The 26596-nt window shown below is 70.8% G+C and carries 20 protein-coding genes; 13 read left to right on the top strand and 7 right to left on the bottom strand.

From position 1 onward, the window contains the following. Window positions 1-16 precede the first annotated feature (16 nt). A complete protein-coding gene (locus tag QQM39_RS03605) occupies window positions 17-1906 on the top strand; it encodes an ABC transporter ATP-binding protein (RefSeq protein WP_302003464.1) in 1890 nt (629 codons plus the stop codon). A 188-nt stretch (window positions 1907-2094) separates the two neighbouring features. After that, window positions 2095-6018, top strand: a complete 3924-nt coding sequence (locus tag QQM39_RS03600; RefSeq protein ID WP_301995145.1) for a glycoside hydrolase family 2 TIM barrel-domain containing protein — start codon at window positions 2095-2097, stop codon at window positions 6016-6018. Between the two features lie 45 nt (window positions 6019-6063). On the opposite strand, the gene QQM39_RS03595 is transcribed toward QQM39_RS03600, so the two are convergent. Beyond that, entirely contained in the window at window positions 6064-6600 is a 537-nt protein-coding gene (locus QQM39_RS03595) for a hypothetical protein (RefSeq protein ID WP_301995144.1), read from the bottom strand. A 164-nt stretch (window positions 6601-6764) separates the two neighbouring features. Here QQM39_RS03595 and QQM39_RS03590 point away from each other — a divergent pair, with 164 nt between their 5' ends. Next, window positions 6765-7586: an SDR family oxidoreductase gene (locus QQM39_RS03590; protein ID WP_301995143.1), complete on the top strand. Its 822-nt coding sequence runs from the start codon at window positions 6765-6767 to the stop codon at window positions 7584-7586. A gap of 7 nt (window positions 7587-7593) precedes the next feature. On the opposite strand, the gene QQM39_RS03585 is transcribed toward QQM39_RS03590, so the two are convergent. Beyond that, window positions 7594-9648: a CocE/NonD family hydrolase gene (locus QQM39_RS03585; RefSeq protein ID WP_301995141.1), complete on the bottom strand. Its 2055-nt coding sequence runs from the start codon at window positions 9646-9648 to the stop codon at window positions 7594-7596. 15 nt (window positions 9649-9663) lie between these two features. Next, the gene (locus QQM39_RS03580; RefSeq protein WP_301995140.1) at window positions 9664-10959 is read right to left on the bottom strand and encodes an acetyl-CoA carboxylase biotin carboxylase subunit family protein; all 1296 of its coding nucleotides are present in this window, start codon (window positions 10957-10959) and stop codon (window positions 9664-9666) included. A gap of 285 nt (window positions 10960-11244) precedes the next feature. Here QQM39_RS03580 and QQM39_RS03575 point away from each other — a divergent pair, with 285 nt between their 5' ends. Then, window positions 11245-12858, top strand: coding sequence for a serine/threonine-protein kinase (locus QQM39_RS03575; protein WP_301995139.1), 1614 nt, complete (start codon window positions 11245-11247; stop codon window positions 12856-12858). Between the two features lie 44 nt (window positions 12859-12902). Here QQM39_RS03575 and QQM39_RS03570 read toward each other — a convergent pair whose 3' ends face one another. Further along, complete coding sequence (locus QQM39_RS03570; protein WP_301995138.1) at window positions 12903-13400, bottom strand: hypothetical protein; 498 nt, start codon at window positions 13398-13400, stop codon at window positions 12903-12905. Window positions 13401-13880: 480 nt separating this feature from the next. On the opposite strand from QQM39_RS03570, the gene panD reads away from it, so the two are divergent. Genes panD through QQM39_RS03555 form a run of 3 tightly spaced genes read left to right on the top strand, consistent with a single transcriptional unit; the run spans window position 13881 to window position 15312 of the window. Next, entirely contained in the window at window positions 13881-14303 is a 423-nt protein-coding gene (gene panD / locus QQM39_RS03565; RefSeq protein ID WP_301995137.1) for an aspartate 1-decarboxylase, read from the top strand. Window positions 14304-14329: 26 nt separating this feature from the next. Further along, window positions 14330-14674: a GNAT family N-acetyltransferase gene (locus QQM39_RS03560; protein WP_301995136.1), complete on the top strand. Its 345-nt coding sequence runs from the start codon at window positions 14330-14332 to the stop codon at window positions 14672-14674. Continuing rightward, window positions 14674-15312: an aspartate/glutamate racemase family protein gene (locus QQM39_RS03555; RefSeq protein WP_301995135.1), complete on the top strand. Its 639-nt coding sequence runs from the start codon at window positions 14674-14676 to the stop codon at window positions 15310-15312. Before QQM39_RS03560 ends, QQM39_RS03555 begins: the two co-directional genes overlap by 1 nt. Window positions 15313-15829: 517 nt before the next feature. On the opposite strand, the gene gndA is transcribed toward QQM39_RS03555, so the two are convergent. After that, on the bottom strand, window positions 15830-17269 hold the full coding sequence (gene gndA, locus QQM39_RS03550; protein WP_301995134.1) for an NADP-dependent phosphogluconate dehydrogenase: 1440 nt from the start codon (window positions 17267-17269) through the stop codon (window positions 15830-15832). 300 nt (window positions 17270-17569) lie between these two features. On the opposite strand from gndA, the gene QQM39_RS03545 reads away from it, so the two are divergent. Beyond that, window positions 17570-18736, top strand: a complete 1167-nt coding sequence (locus QQM39_RS03545) for a transglycosylase family protein (protein ID WP_301995133.1) — start codon at window positions 17570-17572, stop codon at window positions 18734-18736. A 98-nt stretch (window positions 18737-18834) separates the two neighbouring features. On the opposite strand, the gene QQM39_RS03540 is transcribed toward QQM39_RS03545, so the two are convergent. Further along, a complete protein-coding gene (locus QQM39_RS03540; protein ID WP_301995132.1) occupies window positions 18835-19878 on the bottom strand; it encodes a DMT family transporter in 1044 nt (347 codons plus the stop codon). A gap of 210 nt (window positions 19879-20088) precedes the next feature. On the opposite strand from QQM39_RS03540, the gene QQM39_RS03535 reads away from it, so the two are divergent. From QQM39_RS03535 to glgC, 3 genes are read left to right on the top strand one after another with little or no spacing between them, the layout of a single operon-like run. Next, window positions 20089-20844, top strand: coding sequence for a (2Fe-2S)-binding protein (locus QQM39_RS03535; protein ID WP_301995131.1), 756 nt, complete (start codon window positions 20089-20091; stop codon window positions 20842-20844). Between the two features lie 41 nt (window positions 20845-20885). After that, a complete protein-coding gene (glgA, locus tag QQM39_RS03530) occupies window positions 20886-22046 on the top strand; it encodes a glycogen synthase (protein WP_301995129.1) in 1161 nt (386 codons plus the stop codon). 51 nt (window positions 22047-22097) lie between these two features. Further along, complete coding sequence (gene glgC, locus QQM39_RS03525; RefSeq protein WP_301995128.1) at window positions 22098-23318, top strand: glucose-1-phosphate adenylyltransferase; 1221 nt, start codon at window positions 22098-22100, stop codon at window positions 23316-23318. Here the strand turns inward: glgC and QQM39_RS03520 are convergent. Further along, window positions 23315-24259, bottom strand: coding sequence for a DMT family transporter (locus QQM39_RS03520; RefSeq protein WP_301995127.1), 945 nt, complete (start codon window positions 24257-24259; stop codon window positions 23315-23317). The genes glgC and QQM39_RS03520 overlap by 4 nt on opposite strands. 78 nt (window positions 24260-24337) lie before the next feature. On the opposite strand from QQM39_RS03520, the gene QQM39_RS03515 reads away from it, so the two are divergent. Then, window positions 24338-24946: a TetR/AcrR family transcriptional regulator gene (locus tag QQM39_RS03515; RefSeq protein ID WP_301995126.1), complete on the top strand. Its 609-nt coding sequence runs from the start codon at window positions 24338-24340 to the stop codon at window positions 24944-24946. A 248-nt stretch (window positions 24947-25194) separates the two neighbouring features. Further along, complete coding sequence (locus QQM39_RS03510; protein ID WP_301995125.1) at window positions 25195-26532, top strand: wax ester/triacylglycerol synthase family O-acyltransferase; 1338 nt, start codon at window positions 25195-25197, stop codon at window positions 26530-26532. Window positions 26533-26596 lie beyond the last annotated feature (64 nt).

Genomic DNA, 26596 nt, shown 5'->3' with positions numbered 1-26596 from the left:
GTTCCTGTTCATGAGTATGGAGACCACAGCCTGGACACAGCTGTACGGCGTCATGAACGCCCAGCAGGAGCGCCGCCCTTTTGCCCGGGCCACGCTGCGCCGCATCGGCGCCTTCGCCCGCCCGCACCGCCGTAGGATCGCGCTCTTCGTCGTGCTCGGGGTGGCAACCGCCCTGCTCGCCGTCGCGACGCCCGTACTGGCCGGCCGCGTCGTCGACGCGATCGTGACGGGCGGCGAAGAGGGCACGGTCGTCCGTCTGGCCCTGCTGATCGCCCTGATCGCGGTGGCGGAGGCGGCGCTCGGGATTTTCGCCAGGCGCCTGTCGGCGACGCTCGGCGAGGGCCTCATCCTCGATCTGCGGGCGGCTGTGTTCGATCATGTGCAGCGCATGCCGGTCGCGTTCTTCACACGCACTCGTACGGGAGCGCTCGTCTCCCGTCTCAACAACGACGTGATCGGCGCCCAGCGCGCCTTCAGCAACACACTGTCCGGAGTGGTCAGCAACCTCGTCACGCTGCTGCTCACCCTCGCCGTGATGCTCACCCTGTCCTGGCAGATCACCCTGCTCGCCCTCGTCCTGCTTCCGGTGTTCGTGATCCCGGCCCGGCGCATGGGCCACCGTATGGCCCACATGCAGCGGGAGGCGGCCACGCTCAACGCGGCGATGGGCACCCGGATGACCGAGCGCTTCTCGGCGCCCGGCGCCACGCTGGTCAAGCTCTTCGGGCGCCCGGAGGAGGAGTCGCGGGAGTTCGCGAGCCGGGCCAGGCGGGTGGCCGACATCGGTGTACGGACGGCCACCGCCCAGTCGATGTTCATCACCGCGCTCACCCTGGTGTCCGCCCTGGCCCTCGCCCTGGTCTACGGCCTCGGCGGCTGGTTCGCCCTGCGGGGCACCCTGGAGCCCGGCGCCGTCGTCTCGCTGGCCCTGCTCCTGACCCGCATGTACGCCCCGCTCACCGCGCTCGCCGGTGCCCGCGTCGAGGTCATGAGCGCCCTCGTCAGCTTCGAGCGCGTCTTCGAGGTGCTCGACCTCAAGCCGCTGATCGAGGAGAAGCCGGACGCGAAGAAGGTCCCCGACGGTGCGGTGTCGGTGGAGTTCGACAACGTCCGCTTCGGCTACCCCTCCGCCGACAAGGTCTCCCTCGCCTCCCTGGAAGAGGTCGCGACCCTCGACACACGCGGCGGCGCCGACGTGCTGCACGGCCTCTCCTTCCGAGCCGAACCCGGGCAGACCATCGCCCTGGTCGGCTCGTCCGGCGCGGGCAAGTCGACCATCGCCCAGCTGCTGCCGCGCCTGTACGACGTGGACGAGGGCGCCGTACGCCTCGGCGGCGTCGACGTCCGTGACCTGAGCGCCGAGTCCCTGCGCTCCACCCTCGGCATGGTCACCCAGGACGGCCACCTCTTCCACGACACCGTCCGCGCCAACCTGCTGCTGGCCCGCCCCGCCGCCACCGACGCCGAAATCTGGGACGCCCTGCGCCGCTCCCGCCTCGACGACCTCGTACGGTCCCTGCCCGACGGCCTCGACACCGTGGTCGGCGAGCGCGGCTACCGGCTCTCCGGCGGCGAACGCCAGCGCATGACCATCGCCCGGCTGCTGCTCGCCCGCCAGCGTGTCGTCATCCTCGACGAGGCCACCGCCCACCTGGACAACACCTCCGAGGCCGCCGTCCAGGAGGCGCTCACCGAGGCGCTGCAGGGCAGGACCGCGGTCGTGATCGCCCACCGGCTGTCCACCGTGCGGGCGGCGGACCAGATCCTGGTGGTCGAGGCCGGCCGGATCGTCGAACGCGGCACCCACGAGGAGTTGCTGGCGGTCGGCGGCCGCTACGCCGAGCTGTACCGGACGCAGTTCGAGGAGCGGCAGAGCGACCTCACGGAGGTCGAGACGGCGGCCTGAGCGGAACAGCGGCACAGCGGAACTACAGGGCGCGTCAACCCCGCAGGATCACACAAAGTCCGACAGGATCATTGATTCGTTTCTGTTCGCATCCTAGGGTTCGTTCGGTTTGCCAACAGCACCGCACACGATCTGACGCTCCCTCAAGTCCCGCACAGCGCTCTGTCGTCCCGAGGAAGGCCACGGTCATGCCGCACGCTCCCGAGTCCCTCGCCGGCCATCCGAGCCGCCCCCAAGGCGTGCCCGTCAGCCGGCGCCGCCTCCTGGAGGGAGGAGCCGCCGTCCTCGGCGCGCTCGCCCTGTCCGGATCGTCCGCCGCCACGGCGTATGCGGCCGACGGGGCCGGGGCGGCGGACGGCACCCCGGAGTGGAACGGCAGAATCAACCTCTTCCAGGTGGGTGCCGAGCCCCCGCACACCACGCTGATGCCGTACGCGGACGTCAGACAGGCCCTGGCCGCCGACCGCACCCGCTCGCCGTACCGCCTGAGCCTCGACGGCACGTGGAAGTTCGCCTACGCCGACCGCCCCGACGACCGCGACGCCGACTTCTACCGCACCGACATCGACGACCGCGACTGGGACACCATCCCGGTCCCCTCCGTCTGGCAGCTGCACGGCTACGACTTCCCGATCTACGTCAACATCACCTATCCGTACTGGGGCCCCAACGGCCTCGGCGAGGAGCCCCAGCCGCCCGCCGCGCCCACCCGCTACAACCCGGTCGGCCAGTACAGACGAACCTTCACGGTCCCGAAGGACTGGTCGGGACGGCGGACCTTCCTGCACCTCGAGGGCGTGAAGTCGGCCCACTACGTCTGGATCAACGGCGAGTTGGTGGGCTACAAGGAGGACTCCTTCACCCCTGCCGAGTACGACATCACCGAGCACCTGAAGCCCGGCACCAACCAGATCGCCGTGGAGGTGTACCGCTACTCCGACGGCGACTGGCTGGAGGACCAGGACATGATCCGGCTGAGCGGCATCTTCCGCTCGGTCTACCTGTACTCCACCCCGGCCGTGCACCTGCGCGACTTCAAGCTGGACACCCCGCTGAGCGACGGCTACACGGCGGCCGCCCTGTCGGTCACCGCGAGCGTGCGCGCCTACGGCGGGAGCGGCGCCGGACAGTACACCGTCGAGACGCAGCTGTACGACGCCTCCGGGCATCCGGTCTGGTCCCGACCCCTGCAACAACGCGCCGACGTGGGCGCCGCCGGGGAGGACGTGACCGTACAGGCCGACAGGGCCGTACCCGCGCCGAAGCTCTGGTCGGCCGAGCACCCGTACCTCTACACCGCCGTCCTCCGACTGCGCGACCCGGCCGGAAAGCTGATCGAGACCCTGTCCCACCGCGTCGGCCTGCGCGAGTTCGCGCTCAAGGACGGCCTGATGCGCATCAACGGCAAGCCCGTCTCCCTCCGCGGCACCAACCGGCACGAGATGCACCCCGACCGCGGCATCGCGCTCAGCCGCGAGGACCTGGTCGAGGACATCACGATCATCAAGCGGCTGAACATGAACACGGTCCGCACCTCGCACTACCCCAACAACCCGCTGTGGTACGAACTCGCCGACGAGTACGGCCTCTACCTGGTCGACGAGACCAACCTAGAGACCCACGGCATCCGCGGCCAGTACCCCGGCAACCACGCCGACTGGACCGAGGCGTGCGTCGCCCGCGCGCAGAACATGGTCCACCGCGACAAGAACCACGCCTCGGTCGTCATCTGGTCGCTCGGCAACGAGGCGGGCGGCGGCAGCACGTTCGTCGCCATGCGCGACTGGATCAAGTCGTACGACACCACGCGCGTCGTCCAGTACGAGGGCGACGACCGGCCGACCATCAGCGACATCCGCTCCGAGATGTACGACAGCCCCGCCACCGTCGAGTCCCGGGCGAAGAACACCAGCGACACCCGGCCGTACGTCATGATCGAGTACTCCCACGCGATGGGGAACTCCAACGGCAACTTCAAGAAGTACTGGGACCTGATCCGCCGCTACCCCGTCCTCCAGGGCGGCTGGATCTGGGACTTCGTCGACCAGTCGCTGAGCTGGCCCACCCCGACCCGCAAGCAGTTCACCGAGGCCGGCCCGGGCGCGCTGCACGGCGAGATCCTCGCGCCCAGCGGCACCTTCGACCGCACCAAGGGCGTCTTCGGCGGCACCGTCTTCGCCCGCGACGCGAGCCTCGACCTCACCGGCTCCCTGACGCTGGAGGCGTGGATCACCCCGCACGTCCTCGGCTACCACCAGCCGATCCTCGCCAAGGGCGACACTCAGTACGCACTGAAGCAGACCAACAAGAACCTCGAGTTCTTCATCTACGGCGGCGGCCAGTGGGTCACCGCGAGCTGGGCCCTGCCCGACGGCTGGACCGGCACCGAGCACCATGTCGCGGGCGTCTTCGACGCGGACGCGGGCAGGCTCACCCTCTACGTCGACGGAGAGGCCAAGGCCACCCGCACCACCACCCAGAAGCCCGCCAGGAACACCGCCTCCCTCGCGCTCGCCACCGACACGGACAACCCCAGCCGGGAGTTCAGCGGCACCATCCGGCGGGCCCGCGTGTACGCCCGTGCCCTGAGCGCCGGCGAGCTGGCCTCCGACAGCCGTGGCCCCGGTGACGACGGGGTGCGGTTCTGGTTCGACGCGGCGACGGTCCCGTTCACCGAGAAGCGGCCCAAGGAGAAGACCTTCTTCGCGTACGGCGGCGACTGGGGCGACAACCCCAACGACTTCAACTTCGTCGCGGACGGCATCGTCTCCGCCGACCGAGGGCACACCGGCAAGGCCGCCGAGGTCAAGCGGATCTACCAGGCGGTCAACGCCGCTCCGGCCTCCGGCGATCGGCTCGCCCCCGGCGCGGCGGTCACCCTCACCAACGAGAACCTGTTCACCAACCTCCGTGAGTTCGACGGGCGTTGGGCCCTCGTCGCCGACGGTGAGGTCGTCCAGCGCGGCAAGCTGAGCCGCGCGCAGCTGGATGTCGCCGCGCTGGCCCACAAGGAGATCACGGTGCCCTTCAAGGTGCCGGGCGAGCCCGCGCCGGGCGCGGAGTACTTCCTCGAACTGTCCTTCCGCACCAAGGAGACGACGAAGTGGGCGAAGGCCGGCTTCGAGGTCGCCAAGCAGCAGCTCGCCGTCGACGCGGGAAGCCCGGCGGTGACGCCGGCCCCGCTGGACAGCGTTCCGGCACTGACGTATGAGGACGGGGACGGTGCGGTCACCGTCACGGGCGAGGGCTTCTCCGTCACCGTCGACAAGAAGAGCGGCGTCATCACCTCCTACAAGGCCCGCGGCGCCCAGCTCATCACCTCCGGTCCCGCCCCCAACTTCTGGCGGGCGCCCACCGACAACGATCACGGCAACGGCCAGCACACCCGCAACCAGACCTGGCGCGACGCCGGAGCCCACCGCGAGGTCACGGCCGTCGTGGCGCGCGGGCTGCGGGACAGGGCCGTCGAGATCAAGGTCACCGGAACCCTGCCGACGACCACGGAGTCGACGTACACCACCACCTACACCGTCTTCGGCAACGGCGAGATCAAGGTCGACAACACCCTGCGCCCGGGCGCGGCCTCGCTGCCGTACATCCCGGAGGTCGGCACGCTGCTCTTCCTGCCCGGCCGCCTGGAGAAACTGCACTACTACGGCCGCGGCCCCGAGGAGAACCACTGCGACCGCAACAACGGCACCGACGTGGGCCGCTACTCGGGGACCGTCTCCGGTCAGTGGGAGCCCTACATCCGCCCGCAGGAGAACGGCAACAGGACCGACGTCCGCTGGGTCGCCCTGACCGGCGGCGACGGCACCGGGCTGCTGGTCTGCGGTGAACCGCTCCTCGAGGTCAACGCCTCGCACTTCACGCCGGAGGACCTGTCGGTGGGGGCGCGGCACGACTACCAGCTGACGCCGCGCAAGGAGGTCGTGCTCCGCGTCAGTCACCGGCAGATGGGCGTGGGCGGCGACAACAGCTGGGGCGCGCACACCCACGACGAGTACAAGCTGTTCGCGAGCCGCGACTACTCCTACACCTACCGGCTGCGCCCGCTGGCCGACGTCGACGAGGCGACGGCGGCGTGGCGCAGGCCCACCGCGGTGGAGTGATCCGATGAGACCGGGGTCCCGGCGCGCTGCCGGGACCCCGCCGTCTCACGTCTCCTGCAGTGCTGCCCCGATCTGTCGGCGCCGCAGCTCCTCCAGCACGTCCTGTTGCCGTCGGGCCCGTTCGAGCAGGTCGTCGAGGAGGCTCGGGTCCAGGCGTTCCTCGTGGTCGGCGAGTTCACGCAGCGTCTGCCACAGGGCTGTCTTGCCCTCCACTCCCAGCCGCAGCGTCTCCAGTTCCAGCAGCGGGCTCAGTGGGGAACGGCGTACGAGCCGGCCGTTGCCCTTCAGCCGCCCCACCCGCTCGGCCATCCGCCCCGCGTAGACCTTGTAGTGCCGTACCGGGATGTCGAGCCGTTCCATGAGGTCGATCAGGGTGGCCCGGTCCTCGGTGATCTCGGCGGAGACCGGTCCCATCGCCGCCGCGAGGGCCGTACCGCCGTACGACCGCACCATGTGGCGTGCCCGCTCGGCACCGGCGGTGGCACCCGCCAGATGGTCGTTGAGGTAGATGCCCAGAAGCGCTGTACCGGTGTGTCTGGTCTGCACCGGGTGGTGTGCGTCGGAGCGAGTTCGGTCGTGCATGGCGTGTCCCTTCCGCCCGGCTACCTGCACGCCGGGTGCCCGCCGGCCTTTTCCCGGAAACGCGGTGTGCCGGGCTGCGAGCTCCGGAGAAACGCCGACACCCGTGTGGTGGGAGCGGTGCGGGGTACGCGGTGGCCGCACCGGACGCGACACCTGGAGCCTTCATGGAACCGCAGCACGACGCCCCCGGCCCTGGAACCGCCCCCGTGGCCCTGATCACCGGATCCGACTCCGGTATCGGCCGCGCCACCGCTGTTCGGCTGGCGGAGGCCGGCATGGACATCGGCATCACCTGGCACCGCGATGACGCGGGGGCACGGCGGACGGCGGACGAGGTACGGGCGACCGGGCGTCGGGCCGCGATCGAGCAGCTGGACCTGACCCGGCTACCGGAGGCCGCGGGGGTCGTCGACCGGCTGGCCGACGAACTCGGCAGGATCGACGTACTGGTGAACAACGCCGGGACCGGCACGATGACCCCGTTCCTGGACCTGGACCTCGCTACCGTGCGCCAGGTCATCGACGTCGATCTGGTCGGACCGTTCCTGTGCGGTCAGCGCGCCGCCCACCGCATGATCGGGCAGGGCGGCGGCGGCCGGATCATCAACGTCACCAGTGTCCACGAGCACCAACCACGCGTGGGCGCGGCGCCGTACTGCGCGGCCAAGGGCGGGCTCGGGCTGCTCACCCAGGTCATGGCGCTGGAACTGGCCGAGCACGGGATCACCGTCAACGCCGTCGCTCCCGGGGAGATCGCCACACCGATGACGGGCCAGACGGACACCGACGTCACCGCCGAACGGCGGCCCGGCGTGCCGTTGGGCCGCCCGGGCGACGCCCGGGAGGTCGCGGCCGTGATCGCCTTCCTCGCCGGCCCGGACGCGTCCTATGTCACGGGCGCCTCATGGGTGGTGGACGGAGGGATGCTCCGGATGGGACCGCAGGCAGGTTCGCATCTCCCGGACGACTCCTGGCGGCGCCCCTGAGCGCACGTCAGAGCAGATCGCGTGGCACGCGCTCGTTCCATGTGCGGGAGAAGACACGGCGGTCGGCCTCGTACGCGTCCAGGGTGGCGTCCACGAAGAAGTTCTCCCGGTCGCAGCTGAGCGCGGTGTGGGTCACGACCCGTACGTCCCAGTCGCCCCGATGGAACCTCATGGTCCACGTGGATTCGCCGGTCACCGACGTGAAGTCGTCGGCGATCGACGCATAGCGTTCGTAGGCGCGGCGGCCGGCCTCGAGGTCGATGCCGTCGAAGCGGACCGTGCCGCGATCCTTCACGATCTCCAGCTCGGCGTGGTAGCCGACCAGGTCCCGCTTCACCTCCCACCGCTCATCGGACGGCGTCAGCTGATGGGTGGGGAGCGGGGGTGTGCCTTCGGGTTCGTCGAAGGGGCTCGGCGGCACGTCATCGGGTTCGTCGACCGGCCGGACCGGGAGGGTGAGTGTGCTGGAGTGCTCGTGGACGCTGAGCAGCGTCGGCTTCGGCGGCGGCCAGGCCAGCGGCCAGTAGGACGTGGAGAGGGAGAGCCTGATGCGGTGACCCGGCGGGAACGCCTGCGCCACTCCGTTCAGCGGGATGGTGGCACGACAGCGCCGGCCCGGTTCCAGCGGCTCGGGGGACTCCGTGCTGTCGCGTCGGGTGAGGTTGAGCAGGCCGTACGAGACGCGGGTCGCGGCGCCGTCGGGGCTCACGTCGGACAGGCGCGCGGCCACCATGGCGACCGGCTCACTGACGGACAGATCGAGCTCCACGCTCGGTGAGCCGAGTATCTCCAGCCGTTCGGTGAGGGGCTCGCTGTCGAAGACGAGGGAACCGCCGTCCTCCTCGCGCTGGTCGTACGGCAGGTCCGGTGGCGCGTTGTAGGAGGCCCACTTGCCCGCGAACTGGCCGACGGACAGCGGCGACCGCACGGTCATCGCCTCGCCGTCGGGCGACTCTCCCTCACCTGTCCCCTCGCCTGCCGCGTCCTGCGGAGGTCCGATCCGGTGCCGGGTGAGCGGATGGGTGACCTGCCGGAGGTGCGGGGAGGGCCACTCGGGCTCCCCGACCCAGCGTCCCGGCCGCTCCTCGTAGGAGGTGGAGGGCGGCACGCTGTCCTGCATCCACGTCCGCAGCATGGGTCCGTCCATGACGCCGTTGTCGACGCCCTTGAGCCAGTGGTCCCACCACCGCACGACCTCCTGGAGGTAGCCGATGGCGGGACCCGGCTCCCCGAGGTGGGGGAACTTGTGCGACCAGGGGCCGATCAGCCCCTTGCGGGGCACGTCCAGGTTGCCGAGCAGCCGGGTCACGGCGTTGGAGTAGCCGTCCGCCCAGCCGCTGGAGGCCAGCACCGGGCAGCGCACGCTCTTGTAGTCCTCGCACACCGAGGCGTGCCGCCAGTAGTCGTCGCGGCGCTGGTGACGGAGCCACGGCAGGACCCAGGGCTCCGTGTGCTCCAGCCGTTCGAGCCACATCTCGCGCCAGCGGTCACCGACCACGGCGGGGTCCGGGGGACAGGTGCCGTAGGCGAACATGGTGCCCGCCTCGGCCAGGTTGTCCGACAGCAGGGCGCCGCCCATGTAGTGCATGTCGTCGGCGTGCCGGTCGTCGGTGAAGGACGCGATGACGATGGCCTTCAGACTCGGCGGCCGGCGGGCCGCCGCCTGCAGCGCCGCGAACGCGCCCCAGGAGATGCCCATCATCCCCGTACCGCCGTCGCACCACGGCTGCTCCGCCAGCCAGGCCAGGACCTCCTCCGCGTCGGCCTGCTCCCGCTCCAGGTACTCGTCCCGCAGCACCCCCTCGGAATCGCCGGTGCCGCGCAGGTCGACGCGGACGCAGGCGTAGCCGTGCCCGGCGATGTAGGGGTGGTGGATCGAGTCGCGTACGGCCGTCAGATCGCGTTTGCGGTACGGGATGTACTCCAGCACCGCGGGCACCGGCTCGTGGTCCGAGGAGGTGGGGCGCCAGATGTGCGCGGAGAGCCGGACCCCGTCGGACATGGGGATCGTGACGTGCTCTTCTTCCTTGGTCGCGTACGGCAGGTTGGTCACGTAACGCATGGACCGACGTGCTCCTTACTCTCGCGGGGCTTCCTCGAAGGCGAGGCCCAGGGCGGCCACGCAGTGGTCGTACTTCTCCCGCAGCTCCTCCTCGTTCGCCCCGCCGGTGAAGATGTGCGCCAACTCGTAGCTGTAGCTGTCCTGTTGAGTCAGGTCCGACAGCCTGCTGCCCTTCTCGGGGACCACGTCGATGCGCACGCCCGGGGTCTCCCGCTCGATGCGCGCGATGTCCTCGGGCCCGGGAACACGGCGCACCACGCCGTCGGTGAACCAGCGGTGGTACCACTTAGCCGCCATCGCGTACGGGCCCTCGCGGTGCGGCATGCGCGGGTCCTCGCCGAGAGCGAGGCGGACCATGCAGTGGTGGTTGGGCACGCCGTCGACGTACTGGAACAGCTCCGCGTGCGACTGGGAGTGCCGGGGGTTGATCTCCAGCAGGCTGATCCCCTGGGTCCGCGGGTCGTAGAAGTACTCGATGCTGAAGGTGGCCGAGTCCATTCCGATCTGTCGCATCACGCGCTCGCTGACGTCGTGGAGCTGCGCGATGACCGGTTGCGGCAGCGTCGAGGGGTACTGGTGGCGCAAAAAGCACGGCGAATCGGGGTAGTTGATGGAGTCCAGGACCCCGTAGACGGTCACCTCGCCCCGGTGGACGTATCCCTCCACGGCGACCTGGACCCCGGACATCGCCTCCTCCGCCAGGCAGACCCGGCCGCCGACGCCGGCCATCTCCGGGGGCAGGCCGATACGGTCGAGGACATGCTCGAAGGGGCGGCCGATCCGACCGATGCCCTCGCGTATCTCGGCGACGGCCGCGCGGAACTCCTCGTCGTCCCCGACTCCGAAGGCGAGTTCGGAGGAGTACGAGAGCGCGGGCTTGACCCACATCGGGAACCCGAGGTTCTCGGGCGGCCGCGGCGGATCGGCCGCCAGGTCGACCCTGCCGAAGCGCGGGTGCCTGTCGGTGACCTTCTGCTGCTCCAGCCGGCTCCAGTACTTGTGCTCGCACTTCACCACCGACTCCAGGCTCGTGCTGCGGGTGCCGTAGCGCTCGCTCAGGATCGGGACGAGGGTGCTGACCGGGAAGTCCCAGTAGCCCACGATCGCGTCGACACTTCCCTCGAAGGCGTCCAGCACGGCCTGCGCCTTGTCGATCAGAGCGGGCAACCGCACCTCGCCGACCTGCAGTTCATCGATCGTCAGCAACTGGTGGAAGCACAGCGACTCGGCTCCAGGGATCTGCCGGAGGGTCGGCAGATTCGCCTCGTCGAGCCCGATCACGAAGACGTTCTTCACCTTCTCGTCAGGCACGGCTGCTTCTCCTTTCCACGGCGGCCGACCGCCGGTCTCCTGAAGATCGTCTGAGTACCCGCGCGCACGAGGGCCAATCCCGGGGAGAGAGTCGGGTCGATGCGCTGTCCTCACCACACCTCGGCCGACGTCGCTCGATCGCGGCCGTGATCCAGCTGTGACGCCCGCAGGCGCAACCGGTGATGTTGTAATGAGCGTCGGGCTGTAGTGCCACGCTGAGCCCGTACCGAGTGCACCACTGTCCGCAGCACTCGGGCGAGGGAAAAACAGGGGGACGAAACGATCATGGAGAACTTGCGGCCCGGCGATCCCACGCAGGTCGGGGACTACCGGTTGCTCCGACGGCTCGGGGCCGGGGGCATGGGGCAGGTGTTCCTCGGGCGGTCGCAGCGGGGGCGCACGGTCGCCGTGAAGCTGGTCCACGCGCAGTTGGCGTACGACGCGGAGTTCCGCCGCCGGTTCCGCGCGGAGGTGGCCGCGGCGCGGCGGGTGGGCGGGGAGTGGACGGCCCCGGTCCTGGACGCCGACACCGAGGCGGACACGCCCTGGGTTGCCACCGGCTATGTCGCCGGCCCCACATTGCACCAGGCGGTGACCGAGATCTGCGGGCCGCTGCCGGAGCAGTCGGTGTGGCACCTGGCCTCCGGTCTGGCGCGTGCGCTGCAGAGCATCCACGGCTGCGGGCTGGTGCACCGGGACCTCAAGCCGTCCAACGTCATGCTGACGGTCAACGGTCCCCGGGTGATCGACTTCGGTGTCGCCCGCGCGGCGGACGCCAGCGTGCTGACCCGCACCGGTGCGATGGTCGGCTCTCCGGGGTACATGTCGCCCGAGCAGATCCTGGGCAGCGAGATCACCGGGCTGAGCGACGTGTTCAGCCTCGGCCTGGTGCTGGTGTTCGCCGCTACGGGCCGACAGGCATTCGGTGGCCCGGACAGCGGCGCCCACGCGATCATGCTGCGGGCGACCGAGGACGACCCGGACCTGGCGGGGATGCCCGAGCCGCTGGCCGAGCTCGTGGGGCGGTGCCTCGCCAAGCAGCCCGAGAACCGAATTCCGCTGTCCGAGATCGTGGCGACGGCAGAGGCAGCCACTGCGGATGCCACCTCGGACGCGTGGCTTCCGGGCACCCTGATAGCGGAGCTCGGCCGGCACGCCTCCAGCCTCCTCGACCTCGAGGACGCGCCGCCGCCGACCCAGGTCGACAACCCGGCCGCGGGCCGCGGCGGGGACAATGTGCACGCCCTGCCGACCATGCAGGGCGGGCGTGTCCCGCCTCCGCCGCCGGGCACTCCGACGCCGGTACCGATGCCCCCGGTACCCACGCCGACGCCGACCCCCACGCCGCCGATGCCGACACCACGTGCAACGGTGGCCACGCCGCCGATGCCGCCGGTACCGGGCGGCTTCCAGCCGGGCGGCCGCCGCAGAAGCCGGGTCGGCTCCGTGCTGCTCGCCTTGGCCGCTGTCGCCGTACTCGCCATCGTCCTGTCCGTGACGCTTCCCGGCCTCAAAGGGAACGAGAAGTCGGGCGACTCGGGGGCGTCCGGGTCGGCTTCCTCCGCGAAGGCGTCCCCTGCCGACTACAAGGGCAAGTGGACCGGCAACGTGCGCGAGTCGGACGGCGACCTCTACTCGATCAAGGTGGACTACAAGGGCGGGAAGCTCGGCGACCAGGTGGCCACCGTCGACTACCCGTCGCTGGCGTGCAGTGGCCGATGGATCCTCACCATGGACACCGGGCATTCGGTACAGGTCCGAGAGGAGATCACCAAGGAGAGCAGCCCGTTGAACTGCGTCGACGAAGTCGACATCGTCCTGACCCCGTCGGGCGACGGCAGTCTGCGCTACAAGGTGACGAGCGTGGAGGACGCCGGAACGCTGCAGCGCAGCAAGTGACCGACAGAGCCTTCAGGTTCTGGGATGCCTGACGGGTTCGGACATCAGTCGGGCAGCGGCAGTGGAGGAAGCTGCTGGTACTCGGACCGGCCCCGGTTGAGCACGGAGATCGTCGCGGCGGTGAACCATGGCACGGTCGGCCCGGACAGCCGCATCGGCTCCCACTGCTGGTAGTCGGTGAACAACGCCCACTGGTCGAGCACGGGAAGAAAGCTGATGATCTCGTGGTGCCGAAGCGTCACCCAACGGTTCTCGGCCGCGACGTGCAGCAACATGCGACGGTCGGTGAGTATCGCGCGGCAGGGGGAGAAGTCGCGCCATTGCGCCTGAGCCATCGCCTGCGCCCGGTTGCGGGCGCTGTTGTTGGCGAGCGCGTCCCCGACCAGCCCGGCGGCGACGAACAGCGGTGACCCGAAGTAGAAGCCCGAGCGCTGGTTGTAGGTCACGTTCGTGCCGTAAAAGCGCGCGTAATCCGCCGATACGTCGCCGTATGCGATCTCACCCGCTTCGAGCAGCACGCCCGGAGTGGCGATCGGGGCCAACTCTCCTCCACTGCTCAGGTGTCGGTGGAGCGAACACGCGGCCTCCCAGCCCTGCTGGTGAAGGGCGTGCAGGTGATCGTCAGCTGAATTCCGATGTGGCACTACCCCTCGCCCCCACTGCGACACAGAACGGGTGGATCTCCGTTCGCCCCCATAATGCCGGACTGGAGAGCCGTCGCGGTGCTGGTCGTCGGTCTCACGGTCTGCGGACGGCCGTCGGCGGAACCGGCGCGACTGACGGGCAGTCAGGCGCCTCCGTGGTCGCCACGACGTACCGGACGGGGTGACGGCTTTCGCCTGGAGATCAGGCGGGACCACCGCTGCCTTCGTCACGTCAAGCTCAGTGACGGGGCTCTCAATGCGGTCCGGAGTGCCGTTCCGTACCCTGGTTCCGCCTGTCGACAACGCCATCCCTTGTGGCGTGAAAACCGCCCTTGACCTGCACAAGCAGGCAGGGAGCCGAACAGCAGGAGCACCCAAATGCTGCGCACTCTATTCAAGTCCAAGATCCACCGAGCCACCGTCACCCAGGCCGACCTGCACTACGTGGGATCGGTGACCATCGACGCGGACCTGCTCGACGCCGCCGACCTGCTCCCCGGCGAGCTCGTCCACATCGTCGACATCACCAACGGCGCCCGCCTGGAGACGTACGTCATCGAGGGCGAGCGCGGCTCGGGGGTCATCGGGATCAACGGTGCCGCCGCCCATCTCGTCCACCCCGGCGACCTGGTGATCATCATCAGCTACGCTCAGATGACCGATGCCGAGGCGCGGCAGTTCGAGCCGCGGGTCGTGCACGTGGACGGCGCCAACCGGATCGTGGCCCTGGGCGCCGACCCGTCCGAGCCGGTGCCGGGCTCCGACCAGGAGCGCAGCCCGCAGGCCGTGCCGACGGCCTGACCCGAGGTCAAGACCAGGAGCGCGCCATGACTGACATCGAGATCCGCGACGACCGGCCGGCCGGACGCCTGGAGGCGCTCCAGGGCGACGAAGTGGTCGGCCGCATCGAGTACTTCGTCCTCGAATCCCCGGCGCGCGCCCTCGTCCCCGTTCACACCATCGTGGAGCCGGCCCACGAGGGGAAGGGCATCGCGGGCACCCTGGCGCGCGAGCTGTACGGCACGGCGGCGCGCGAGGGAGTCGTCGTCGCGCCCCTGTGCCCGTACGTCGTGAAGTGGGCCGAACGCCACCCCGACGAGGCACCGGCAGCCGACCCCGGCCTGCTGGAGGCGGCGCAGGACTGGCTGCGGGCGCACCCGGGAAGGTTCTGATGCTCGCCCTCCTGCACACCTCGCCCTTGCACGTCCCGGTCTTCGACGCACTGCGCGACGAAGACCACCAGGGCCTGGAACTGCGGCACTTCGTCGACGAGGAGCTGCTGGCCCGGGCCCGCCGAGAGGGACCCGAAGCCGTCGTGGACGACGTCCGGGACGCGCTGCGCAAGGCCGTCGCCGAAGGCGCGCGGGCCGTGCTGTGCACCTGCTCGACCATCGGCGGCATCGCGGAGGCGGCCGCCGCCGAGGCCGGGGTGCCGGTGCTGCGCGTGGACCGTCCGATGGCGGCGGCCGCGGTGGCCGAGGGGCCTCGGGTGGTGGTCCTGGCCACGGTGGAGAGCACGTTGGGTCCGACGGTGTCCTTGATCGAGGAGGAGGCCCGTCGTGCGGGACGCCCCGTCGACGTGCGGACCCGCCTCGTCGAGGGCGCGTGGGAGCGCTTCGACGCGGGGGACGTCGACGGTTGCGCCCGTCTGGTGGCATCCGCGGCGGACGAGGTCACGGACGCCGACGCGATCGTCCTCGCCCAGGTCTCCCTCACCCGGGCCCGGCAACTGACCACGACACCGGTGCCCGTACTGTCCAGCCCCCGCCTCGGGCTGGCGGCGGGAGCCCGGGCTCCGCACCCGCGGTAGACCCACCTGGGCGCCCGAGGTGACGCGGGTGAGTGACTGGCGGCGCGGCCGCCGGGTACGCGGGGGAGTAGTCCAGAGCCGACGCGCACCGATTGGCCGGAGAACGCCATGACGAACCCGTACCAGGATCCCGTCCACCCGGATCCTGTCCACCCGAGCCCGACCCCGGGCCCGACACCGGGTCCGGAGCCCCAGCCCCCGGACCCGGCCCGCCCCCCTGAGCCGACCCCACCCCCACCTCCGAGCCCGGTTCCGCCTCCGGGCCCGAGCCCCTCCCCGGAACCCTCCCCGTCGCCGATCCCCCCGGGGCCGGAGCCGGTACCGAACCCGGAGCCGGGCCCACCACTGACCTGAGCCGGGGAAACGAAAGCGGTGGGCGGCTCGAAAGCACCGCCCACCGCAATCCCGTAAGGGGCGCGGGGCTGTGTCGACATGCGGCTCCGCCGCGTTGGCGTGACCAGCCCCGCAAGGCCGCACCCGCGATACGACCGTCCGCCCGAGCTACTGGCCCGGGCTATCAGGCGGACACCTCCGACCGATCCCCGCCCCACAGCGTGTGGAACGACCCCTCCCGATCGGTCCGCCGATACGTGTGCGCCCCGAAGAAGTCCCGCTGCCCCTGCGTGAGCGCCGCAGGCAACCGCTCGGCCCGCAGCGCGTCGTAGTAAGCGAGCGCCGCAGCGAACCCCGGCGTCGGCACCCCCTGCCGGGTCGCCGCGATGATCACCTCACGCCAGTCGTCCTGCGCCGCGGCGATCTCCTGGGCGAACGTGTCGTCGGACAGCAGACTCGGCAGATCGGCCCGGGCGTCGTACGCCGCGCGGATACGGTCCAGGAACGCCGCGCGGATGATGCAGCCGCCACGCCAGATCGAGGCGACCTTGCCCAGGTCGATGTCCCAGTCGTACTCCGCGCGCGCCGCGTCGATCTCATGGAAGCCCTGCGTGTACGACACGATCTTCGACGCGTACAGCGCCTGCTCCACCCGGTCGGCGAACGCCCCCGCCTCCGCCTCGCTCAGCGGCGACGCCTTGGGCCCGGCCAGCCCGCGGGACGCGTCCCGCAGCGCCGCGTGCCCGGACAGGGAGCGGGCGAAGACCGCCTCCGCGATGCCGGACACCGGCACGCCCAGGTCCAGCGCGATCTGCACGGTCCACCGCCCCGTGCCCTTCTGCTCCGCCTGGTCGACCACGACGTCCACGAACGGCTTGCCCGTCGCCGCGTCCACGTGCGACAGCACCTCGGCCGTGATCTCGATCAGATAGGAGTCCAGGCGACCGGTGTTCCAGGTCCGGAAGATCTCCGCGATCTGCGCGGGCTCGTATCCGGCGACGTCCCGCAGCAGCTGGTACGCCTCGCCGATGAGCTGCATGTCGGCGTACTCGATGCCGTTGTGCACCATCTTCACGAAATGCCCGGCACCGTCCGGACCCACGTGCGTCACACAGGGCGCCCCGTCGGCCGCCTTCGCCGAGATCTTCTCCAGCATCGGGCCCAGCGAGTCGTACGACTCCTTCGGGCCACCCGGCATGATGCTCGGCCCGAGCAGCGCGCCCTCCTCGCCGCCGGAGACGCCCATGCCGACGAAGTGGATGCCCTGCTCGCGCAGGTCGCGCTCCCGGCGCCGGGTGTCGGCGAAGTGCGCGTTGCCGCCGTCGATGATCATGTCGCCGGGCTCCAGGAGCGGCGCGAACTCCTGGATCACCGCGTCGGTCGGTTCACCGGCCTTGACCATGATGACCAGGCGCCGCGGTCGCTCCAGCGCCGCCACGAACTCCTTGGCGGTCTCGGCCGCGATGAACTCGCCCTCGCTCCCGAACTCCTCCACCAGCGCATGCGTGCGCGCCGACGTCCGGTTGTGCACCGCGACCGTATAGCCGTTGCGGGCGAAGTTGCGGGCGAGATTGCGGCCCATGACCGCGAGACCCGTGACGCCGATCTGCGCCGAAGTGCTCATGCGTTGGCTCCTAGTGACCTCGATATATCAGCGGTGCCGGTCATGCCCGCCGGTATTGCCCCATCGTCCATCCTGACGTGCCGGTTCCCCGACCGCACACCCGGGGTGGCGCGATGTCGCGCAGGCAGATACGCACAGAAGCCCCACCGCACTCAGCCGTACCGGACACCGGACACCGGGCAACGGGCGCCTGTTCCTCGCCACTTGGCGTGGACGAGCGGCTGAATTGCCGTCTTGTCATGGCCTGTTCGCAGCGCTTACTTTTGCCCCTCCTGACGCATGTCAATGGGGGGCTCCGTCATGGCCGTACGCGGTCGGCACCGCCGGTACCAGCCGAACAGGATCAACCGCGCCTCGCTCACCGTCACCGCGGGCGGCGCCGGGATGGCGCTCCCGCTCATCGGCACCGGTGTGGCGCAGGCGGCCGACGTGGACACCTGGAACAAGGTCGCCGCGTGCGAGTCGACCAACAGGTGGCACGTCAACACCGGAAACGGCTACTACGGCGGGCTGCAGTTCGCCCAGTCGACGTGGGAGGCCTACGGCGGTACGCGGTACGCGGCACGGGCGGATCTGGCCACCAAGGACCAGCAGATCGCCGTCGCGGAGAAGGTGCTGGACGGCCAGGGACCGGGTGCCTGGCCGCAGTGCTCGGTGCGGGCCGGGCTGACCCAGGGCGGGGACACCCCCGACATCCACCCCGCCGGCACCACCAGGAAGACCTCGGTCCAGGACGTCCAGCCGCAGACCACACCCCAGTCGCGCGCCGGCACGGCCGAGATGTACACCGTGGTCCGCGGCGACACACTCTCGGGGATCGCCGAGTCGCAGCAGGTCAAGGGCGGTTGGCAGGGGCTGTACGCCGCGAACCGGACGGCGATCGGAGCCGACCCGGACCTGATTCTGCCCGGTCAGCGACTCGCGCTGCGCGGCAAGGCCGCCCCGACGAAGACCCGGCCGGCCTCCCCCGCCACGTCCTCGCCCGAGAAGAAGACCTCCTCGGACCGGCAAGCCGCCGACCGCGAAGCCGCCGAGCGGGAGAAGCAGTCCACGACGGCCAGTCGCTCGCTGGTCGCCCCGGTGAGCTCCCCCACGGGCACCCCGTACCGCAGGGCCGGGTCGTCCTGGTCGAAGGGCTACCACACCGGTGTCGACTTCCCCGTCCCGACCGGTACCTCCGTGAAGTCCGTCGGGGCCGGTCAGGTGGTCGAAGCGGGGTGGGGCGGCTCCTTCGGCTACCAGGTGGTGATCCGGCACACCGACGGCCGCTACAGCCAGTACGCCCACCTCTCGGCCATCTCCGTGAAGGCCGGGCAGTCGGTGGGAGCCGGTCAGCGCATCGGCCGCTCCGGGTCCACGGGCAACAGCACGGGCCCGCATCTGCACTTCGAGGTGCGGACGGGGCCCGGTTTCGGCGCGGACATCGACCCGGTGGCCTATCTCCGGGCCGGTGGCGTCAGGATTTGACGCGGATGCGGTGCCGGTCGAGGACGGGCGTCGGGATGTACGGGCCGCCGTAGAAGGGGCTGTAGAGGTTCGGGGGTTCGCCCTCGGGGCGCGGCGCCTCACCGTCCTCGTACGCGCCCTCCGCGACCTGGGCCGAGGATGCCCTCGATCCTGTCCGGTACGAGGATCTCCCCCCTGTCCGGTACGAGGATCTCCTCGCGCGGCATCGATCCGGCCTGCTCCGGAACGCCCGCGAGCAGCTCCTCGGTGGGCACCGCCGGCTCCACAGCCGGCAGCGTCGGCTCGGGCAGGGCCCGCTCGGCCTCCGCCTCCGTACGCGTGATCCGCTCCGTCGTCAGCAGGATCAGGCCACCCGCCGCGACCACGCCACAGCCCAGGGCGAGTACGGTGCCCGTGGTGCCGTACCGGAAGGTCTCGCCGAACATCGTGATGCCGACAGCGGCCGCCACCACCGGGTTCACGACCGTCAGCGTGGCCAGCGGGGCCGCGAGTCCCGCGCCCCGGTAGGCGGCCTGGGACAGCAGCAGACCGGCCGTGGCGAAGACGCCTATCGTGGCGAGGGCCGGCAGGTCGGCCGCGGACACCCCGCCGTTCCAGTCGACGGCGACGACCTTCGTGAACACCGAGGACATGCCGAAGGCTATGCCGGACCCGGTCGCGAGCAGCATGCTGCGCACCGCCGGGTGGCGGTGGGCCGCCCGGCCCGCGATCATCAGCGCCACGACGAGTCCGCCGGTCACCAGGGCCACGCCCACCCGCTCGGCCGTGGCCAGCGACTGCGCCTCGGAGGAGCCGACCAGGGACAGCAGCCCGGCGAGACCCACGGTCGCCATGATCGCACCCCGCCAGGCCGTCGACCCCGCCTTGCGGCCCACGAACAGCGCCGCCATCGGCAGCGCGAACACGATCGTCAGGGCACCGAGCGGCTGCACCAGGCTCAGCGGACCGAAAGCCAGCGCCACCACGTGCAGCACACCGCCGAGGCCGTTCAGCGCGACCGCCGCCCACCAGCCGGGCCGGCGCATCGGCGCGAACTGCTGACCCGGGGAGGACACCGCGACACGCTCCTGCACGATCGCCCCGCCCGCGTACGCGACCGCGGAGATGAGCGACAGGAGCACGGACAACGCGAGGGCGCTCATGAGCTGCTCCTCTGCGTGAGGCGGGGGCGGTGACCGCGGCGCGGCGATCGGTCGGCTTCCATAATCAACACGATGCCGCGAAAAGCTCTTCCCGTCGTCGTACCAGAGCACGCACTGTGTCGTACTGCCGATGGAGTATTACGGCGGCTGTCTCATCCCCAAGGCTGGTGACTCCGGGGGGAGACCCTCAGGTGATAACCCCGAGGGGCCTTGGTACTACTGCTCCTCGTGGACCTCGACCCCGACCTCGCCGCGCTCCGGCCGCTCGGCGGCTTCTTCGTACTACGCACTACAGGAGCAACCCCGCGGCCCCTTCCGACCCTGGCGGAGGCGTACGCGGAACCCGCATCGGACCCTGGGGGAAATCCCCTGGATTTCCGCGTCCGGAAAGTCGCGAACGCCCTGGGCGCCCCCGAGTTGCGGGTCGCCGCCTCCGTGGCCCAGCAGGGACTCGCGGCCCGCCTGTGGTCGGTGACGCTCGGCTGCGCCGCCCTGTACGGCAGTGTCCCCGACCTCGACCTGCGCCTGCTGCACTGGGACCCCGACAGCAGCGCCCCCGACGACCTGTGGCTCGCCGAGGTGCGCCCGCTCCCCCCGGCCCCGGCGACGATCGCCGACGTCGTCCTGCACGGACACCTTCAGCCGCTGACCGCCGCCCTGCACACCCGGTACCGCGTCGCGGCGGGCCTGCTGTGGGGCAACGCCGGATCCGCCCTCGCGGGAGCGGCCCGGCAACTGGACCAGTGGGCGCGCGCAGGCGGCCGTACGGACGCCGCCGCCCGGGCCCGCGCCCTGACCACCGAACTCCTCGGCCACCCCCTCCTCGCCGGCACCGGCACCCTCACCGCAGCCGCGTTCCGGCGCCGCAGCTGCTGCCTCTACTACCGCGTGCCGGGCGGCGGCGTGTGCGGTGACTGTTGCTTCCCGCGACCCCCGCGCTCTTCCCCACGCGCCACATCTGGGTGACCATGAAAGGGCAACCAGCCGCTGAGAACAGGGGGTTCCGGGTGCGAGTGGGACTGCTGACCCGGGAGTACCCCCCGGACGTGTACGGCGGCGCGGGCGTCCATGTCGAGTTCCTCGCCCGGGAGTTGAGGGATCTCGTCGACCTGGAGGTGCACTGCTGGGGCGAGGGTCGCGGGGTGGGCGTGCAGCGCCATCGTCCCTGGTCCGCGCTGGACACCGCCAACGACGCGCTGCGTACCTTCTCCGTGGACCTCGCCATGGCCGCCGGCCTCGAAGGCCGCGAGCTCGTCCACTCCCACACCTGGTACGCCAACCTGGCCGGCCATCTCGGCAAGCTCCAGTACGGCATCCCGCATGTGATGACCGCCCACTCCCTGGAGCCGCTGCGCCCCTGGAAGGCCGAGCAACTCGGCGGCGGATACGCCCTGTCGAGCTGGGCCGAGCGCACCGCGATCGAGGCCGCCGACGCGGTGATAGCCGTCTCCGGAGCCATGCGCGAGGACATCCTCGGCTGCTATCCGGCGCTGGACCCGGCCAGGGTCCACATCGTGCACAACGGCATCGACACCACCCTCTACCGGCCCGACCACCGCACCGACGTCCTCGCGCGCTTCGGCCTCGACGCCGACCGCCCGTACGTGCTGTTCGTCGGTCGTATCACCCGCCAGAAGGGCGTGCCCCATCTGCTGCGCGCGGTACGGGACATCGACCCGGCCGCGCAGGTCGTCCTGTGCGCCGGCGCGCCCGACACCCCCGAGATCGACCAGGAGTTCCGCGACCTCTACCAGGAGCTGAGCCGGGTCCGCGAGGGCGTGCACTGGATCCCGCAGATGCTGCCCCGCCCGGAAGTCATCCAACTCCTCACGCACGCCGCCGTGTTCGTCTGCCCTTCGGTGTACGAGCCCCTCGGCATCGTCAACCTGGAGGCGATGGCCTGCGGAACTCCCGTGGTGGCCTCGCGGGTCGGCGGCATTCCCGAGGTCGTCGACGACGGCAAGACGGGCCTGCTCGTCCCGCTGGACGACGACGTCGAGGTCTTCGAGGCAGGACTCGCGCGGGCACTGGACTCGGTGATCGGCGACCCGGAGACCGCCCGCCGGATGGGCGAGGCCGGACGGGAGCGCGCGGTGGGGGAGTTCGGCTGGGACGCGGTGGCACGGCGGACGGTGCTGCTCTACCGGAAGATCCTCAAACAGGCTTAGCGCGCGCTACTCAGGGGCAGGCTGGCATCAACCACGGTGAGGGGAGCGGCCATGCGTCGTGGCGGACCTTCGGTGCTCGGAATCGTACTCGCGGGCGGAGAAGGCAAACGCCTGATGCCCCTGACCGCGGACCGCGCGAAACCCGCGGTCACCTTCGGAGGAACGTATCGCCTGGTCGACTTCGTCCTCTCCAACCTCGTCAACGCCGACATCCTGCGCATCTGCGTCCTCACGCAGTACAAGTCGCACTCGCTGGACCGGCACATCACCACGACCTGGCGCATGTCCAGCCTGCTCGGCAACTACGTCACGCCCGTCCCAGCCCAGCAGCGGCTCGGCCCGCGCTGGTATCTGGGCAGCGCGGACGCGATCCTGCAGTCCCTGAACCTGATCTACGACGAACGCCCCGAGTACGTCGCCGTGTTCGGCGCCGACCACGTCTACCGCATGGACCCGCGCCAGATGCTCGCCCAGCACATCGAGAGCGGCGCGGGCGTGACGGTGGCGGGCATCCGGGTGCCGCGGGGCGAATCGTCGTCCTTCGGCGTGATCAGCCCCGGCTCGGACGGCCTCACCGTGGAGCGCTTCCTGGAGAAGCCCGCCGACCCGCCCGGCCTCCCGGACGACCCGGAGTGCGTGTTCGCCTCGATGGGCAACTACATCTTCACCACCAAGACCCTCGTCGAGGCGCTCCAGCGGGACGCCGAGGACGAGAACTCCGTGCACGACATGGGCGGTTCGATCCTGCCCCAGCTCACCGACCGGGGCGAGGCCCAGCTGTACGACTTCAGCGCCAACCACGTCCCCGGCGAGACCAACCGCGACCGGGGCTACTGGCGGGACGTCGGCACCCTGGACGCGTACTACGACGCCCACATGGACCTCATCGCCGAGCGCCCCGCCTTCAACCTGTACAACCGCCAGTGGCCCATCTACACCCACTCGGGCCAGCTCTCCCCGGCCCGCTTCAACGCGGGCGGCATGGCCAGCGAGTCCATCATCAGCGCCGGGTGTCTCATACGCGGCCAGGTCACACGGTCCGTGCTGTCGCCGGGGGTCGTGGTCGACCCGGGGGCCGTGGTGCAGGGGGCGGTGCTGCACGACAACGTGCGCATCGGGCGGGGCGCTGTGGTGCGAGGGGCTGTGCTCGACAAGAACGTCGAGGTGCCGCCCGGCGCGACGATCGGCGTCAACCCGGAGCGGGACGCGGACTTGTACACCGTTTCCAAGGGCGGGGTGATCGCGCTGGGCAAGGGGCAGGGGGTGTCCTAGCGGGCGGTACGGACGACAGGGACATCGGTCTCTTCCGACCTCGATCGCTCATGAAGGGTGCCGTCGGCCCTGGGCGATGAGGTGTCGCCGCGATGGACGATGACCACTGCCGCCAGGCCGACGGCCAGGCCGAGAGCGGTCTGCGGGCCGAACGGTTCGCCGAACATGAGGGCGCCCCAGACCGCCGTGACCGGAGCCATGAGGAACATGAGCGTGTTGACCTTGGTGACTCCGGAGCGCCTCAGGATGAGCCAGTACAGCCCGTACCCGCCGAAGGTCGACAAGGCCACGAGCCAGATGATCGCGGACCAGAACGCGAGCTCGGCGGGCGGCTTCGCTGCTCCGGCGCTCACGGCCAGCGCGGTGAAGACGACCGCACTGGTGGCGCAGTGGACGGTCATCGACACCGCGGGTGCGACGCGTGTGCGGGAGCGGCTTTCGAAGAACGTGGCCGCCACCAGCGAGCACATGCCGAGGAAGGGGACGAGATAGGCCCACCAGGCCGCACCGGTGCCGGCCGCGGCATCGGCCACGGTGACGAGGGCGACGCCGCTCACCCCCAGGCACAGCCCCAGCCACTGCCTGCGCGAGACGTACTGGCCCAGCAGCGGTCCGGCGAGTGCTCCCGCGACGAGGGGCTGGACGCCGTCGATCAGGGCGGTGGTGCCGCTGGAGACGCCGAGTTGGATCGCGTAGTAGACGGTGAGCAGATAGCCGCTCTGCGACAGCACACCGATCACGGCCTGCCGGCCCACATCCCGCATCGTGAGGCCCCGCCACGACCCTCCGGAGACGAGGGCGACGACGACCAGTACGGCGGCCAGCGGCAGGAACCGCCACATCAGGATGGTGACCGCGGCCGCACTGCCCGCGCCGAGCTTTGCCCCGATGAACCCGGAACTCCAGCAGAGCACGAAGGCGATCGAGAGCAGGAAGTTCATGTCTTGTCCTCCCCTGACGCTCCACTAAACAGATCGGTATACCCGACTCCCACTATACAGATCGGTATACTTCTGGGCATGGGCACTACCGAGGGGCCGCGACGGATCACGATGACGCCCGCCGCACGGCGCGTCCTGGAGGCCGCCGGGAGGCTGTTCTACGAGCGCGGCATCCATGCCGTCGGGGTGGACCTGATCGCCGCCGAGGCCGGGGTGACGAAGAAGACCCTCTACGACCGCTTCGGCTCCAAGGAGCAGATCGTCGTGGAGTACCTCGCGGATCGCGACGAACGCTGGCGTGCCTTCCTGGCCCAGCACCTCGACGCCGCACGGCCGACCCCGACGGCACGCGTCACAGCCGTCTTCGACGCCTCACGCGCGTGGTCGGCGACGTACAGCTCCAAGGGGTGCAGCATGGTCAACGCGCACGCCGAGATCAGCGACCCCTCCCACCCGGCCTACCCGATCATCACCGGGCAGAAGCAGTGGATGCTCGCCCTGTTCACCGACCTCGCCCGGGACATCACCCCGGACGGGGCCGGCCAGCTGGGCCGGACGCTCATGCTGCTCCACGAAGGAGCGCTCGTCGCCCATGGCCTGGACAGCTTCGCGGACCCCATCGGCCATGCCCGCGGGCAGGCGCAGGCGCTCCTTGCCGTTGCTGAGGCCTCCGCGGCGAAGCGGTGAAGCGAGTGCGGCGCGGCTCGGGGATGCTCGCCAGGTGCTCATCCGTGACGCCTCCCGGGTGACACCCGCGGGATGCCCGGCGCCGCAACCTGTGTTGAGGTGACCTCATATGCACCATGAGTCCCGCCCCTTTCGCCAGGGGTGGGACTTAATCTGCTGTTAACTGTGCGTAGCTTGATCGTACTTGACCGTAATCGCTTCAGGGCGATTGACTTCTGATCCACCCTTCGTCGACGCGAGGCAAGCCATTGACTTCTGACCCGCTCGCCCCTCTCGACCTGGCGTTCTGGAACATCGAGTCCGCCGAACACCCCATGCACCTGGGGGCGCTGGGCGTGTTCACGGCACACTCGCCCACCGCCGGCGCCCACGCGGCCGACCTGCTCGCCGCCCGCGCCGCCGCCGTGCCGGGTCTGCGGATGCGGATCCGTGACGCCTGGCAGCCGCTGGACCTCCTCCAGCCGTTCTCCTTCGGTGGCGCGGCCCGCGAGTCCGCCCCCGACTTCGACCCCCTGGACCACGTCCGGCTGCACGCCCCGACCGGCGACTTCCAGGCGGTGGCGGGCCGGCTCATGGAGCGCCCGCTGGAGCGCGGCAGGCCGCCCTGGGAGGCGCATGTGCTGCCGGGCGAGGACGGCGTGTCCTTCGCCGTGCTGTTCAAGTTCCACCACGCCCTCGCCGACGGCCTGCGGGCGCTGACCCTCGCCGCCGCCGTCCTGGACCCGATGGACCTGCCCGCGCGCAGGCCCCGCCCCGAGGAGCCCCGGGGTGGTCGCCTTCCGGATGTGCGCAGGCTGCCGGAGCTGGTGCGGGGCGCCCTGTCCGACGTCGGGCGGGCCCTCGACATCGGCACCTCCGTCGCCGTGTCGACCCTGGGGGCGCGCTCGTCGTCCGCCCTGACCGCGGAGCCGAGCGGCACCCGCCGTACCGCCGGAGTCGTCGTCGACATCGATGACGTGCACGTGGTCCGCAAGGCCGTCGGCGGCACCGTCAACGACGTCCTCATCGCAGTCGTCGCGGGCGCCCTGCGCCGCTGGCTCGACGAGCGCGGCGACGGCAGCGAGGGCGTCGCGCCCCGCGCCCTGATCCCCGTCTCCAAGCGCCGGCCGCGCACCGCGCACCCCCAGGGCAACCGGCTCTCCGGCTACTTGATACGGCTTCCGGTCGACGACCCCGACCCGCTGCGCCGCCTCGCCGCGGTCCGCACCGCCATGGACCGGAACAAGGACGCCGGCCCCAACCGGGGCGCGGGCGCCGTCGCCCTGCTCGCCGACCACGTGCCGGCGCTCGGCCACCGGCTCGGCGGACCGCTGGTCGGCCAGGCCGCCCGGCTCTGGTTCGACATCCTGGTCACCAGCGTGCCGCTGCCCGGCATCGCCCTGAAGCTCGGCGGCCACCCGGTCACCGAGGTCTACCCCTTCGCCCCGCTGGCGCGCGGCCAGTCCCTCGCGGTGGCCATCTCGACCTACCGCGGACGGGTCCACTACGGCCTGGTGGCCGACGCCGAGGCCGTACCGGACCTCGACGTCCTCGCCAAGGCCGTGTCCGAGGAGGTGGCGGCACTGATCGCGGCCTGCGGTCCTTGAGCCCCCTTCCCTCGGGCTTGGCCCACCGGGACCTGCTGGACTTCACATCCGGATCCTGCCCTCA

Source organism: Streptomyces sp. DT2A-34 (genome assembly GCF_030499515.1).
Lineage (GTDB): Bacteria > Actinomycetota > Actinomycetes > Streptomycetales > Streptomycetaceae > Streptomyces.
Note: the sequence above shows the minus strand (reverse complement) of the source record. Positions and strands in the feature narration are given on the sequence as shown.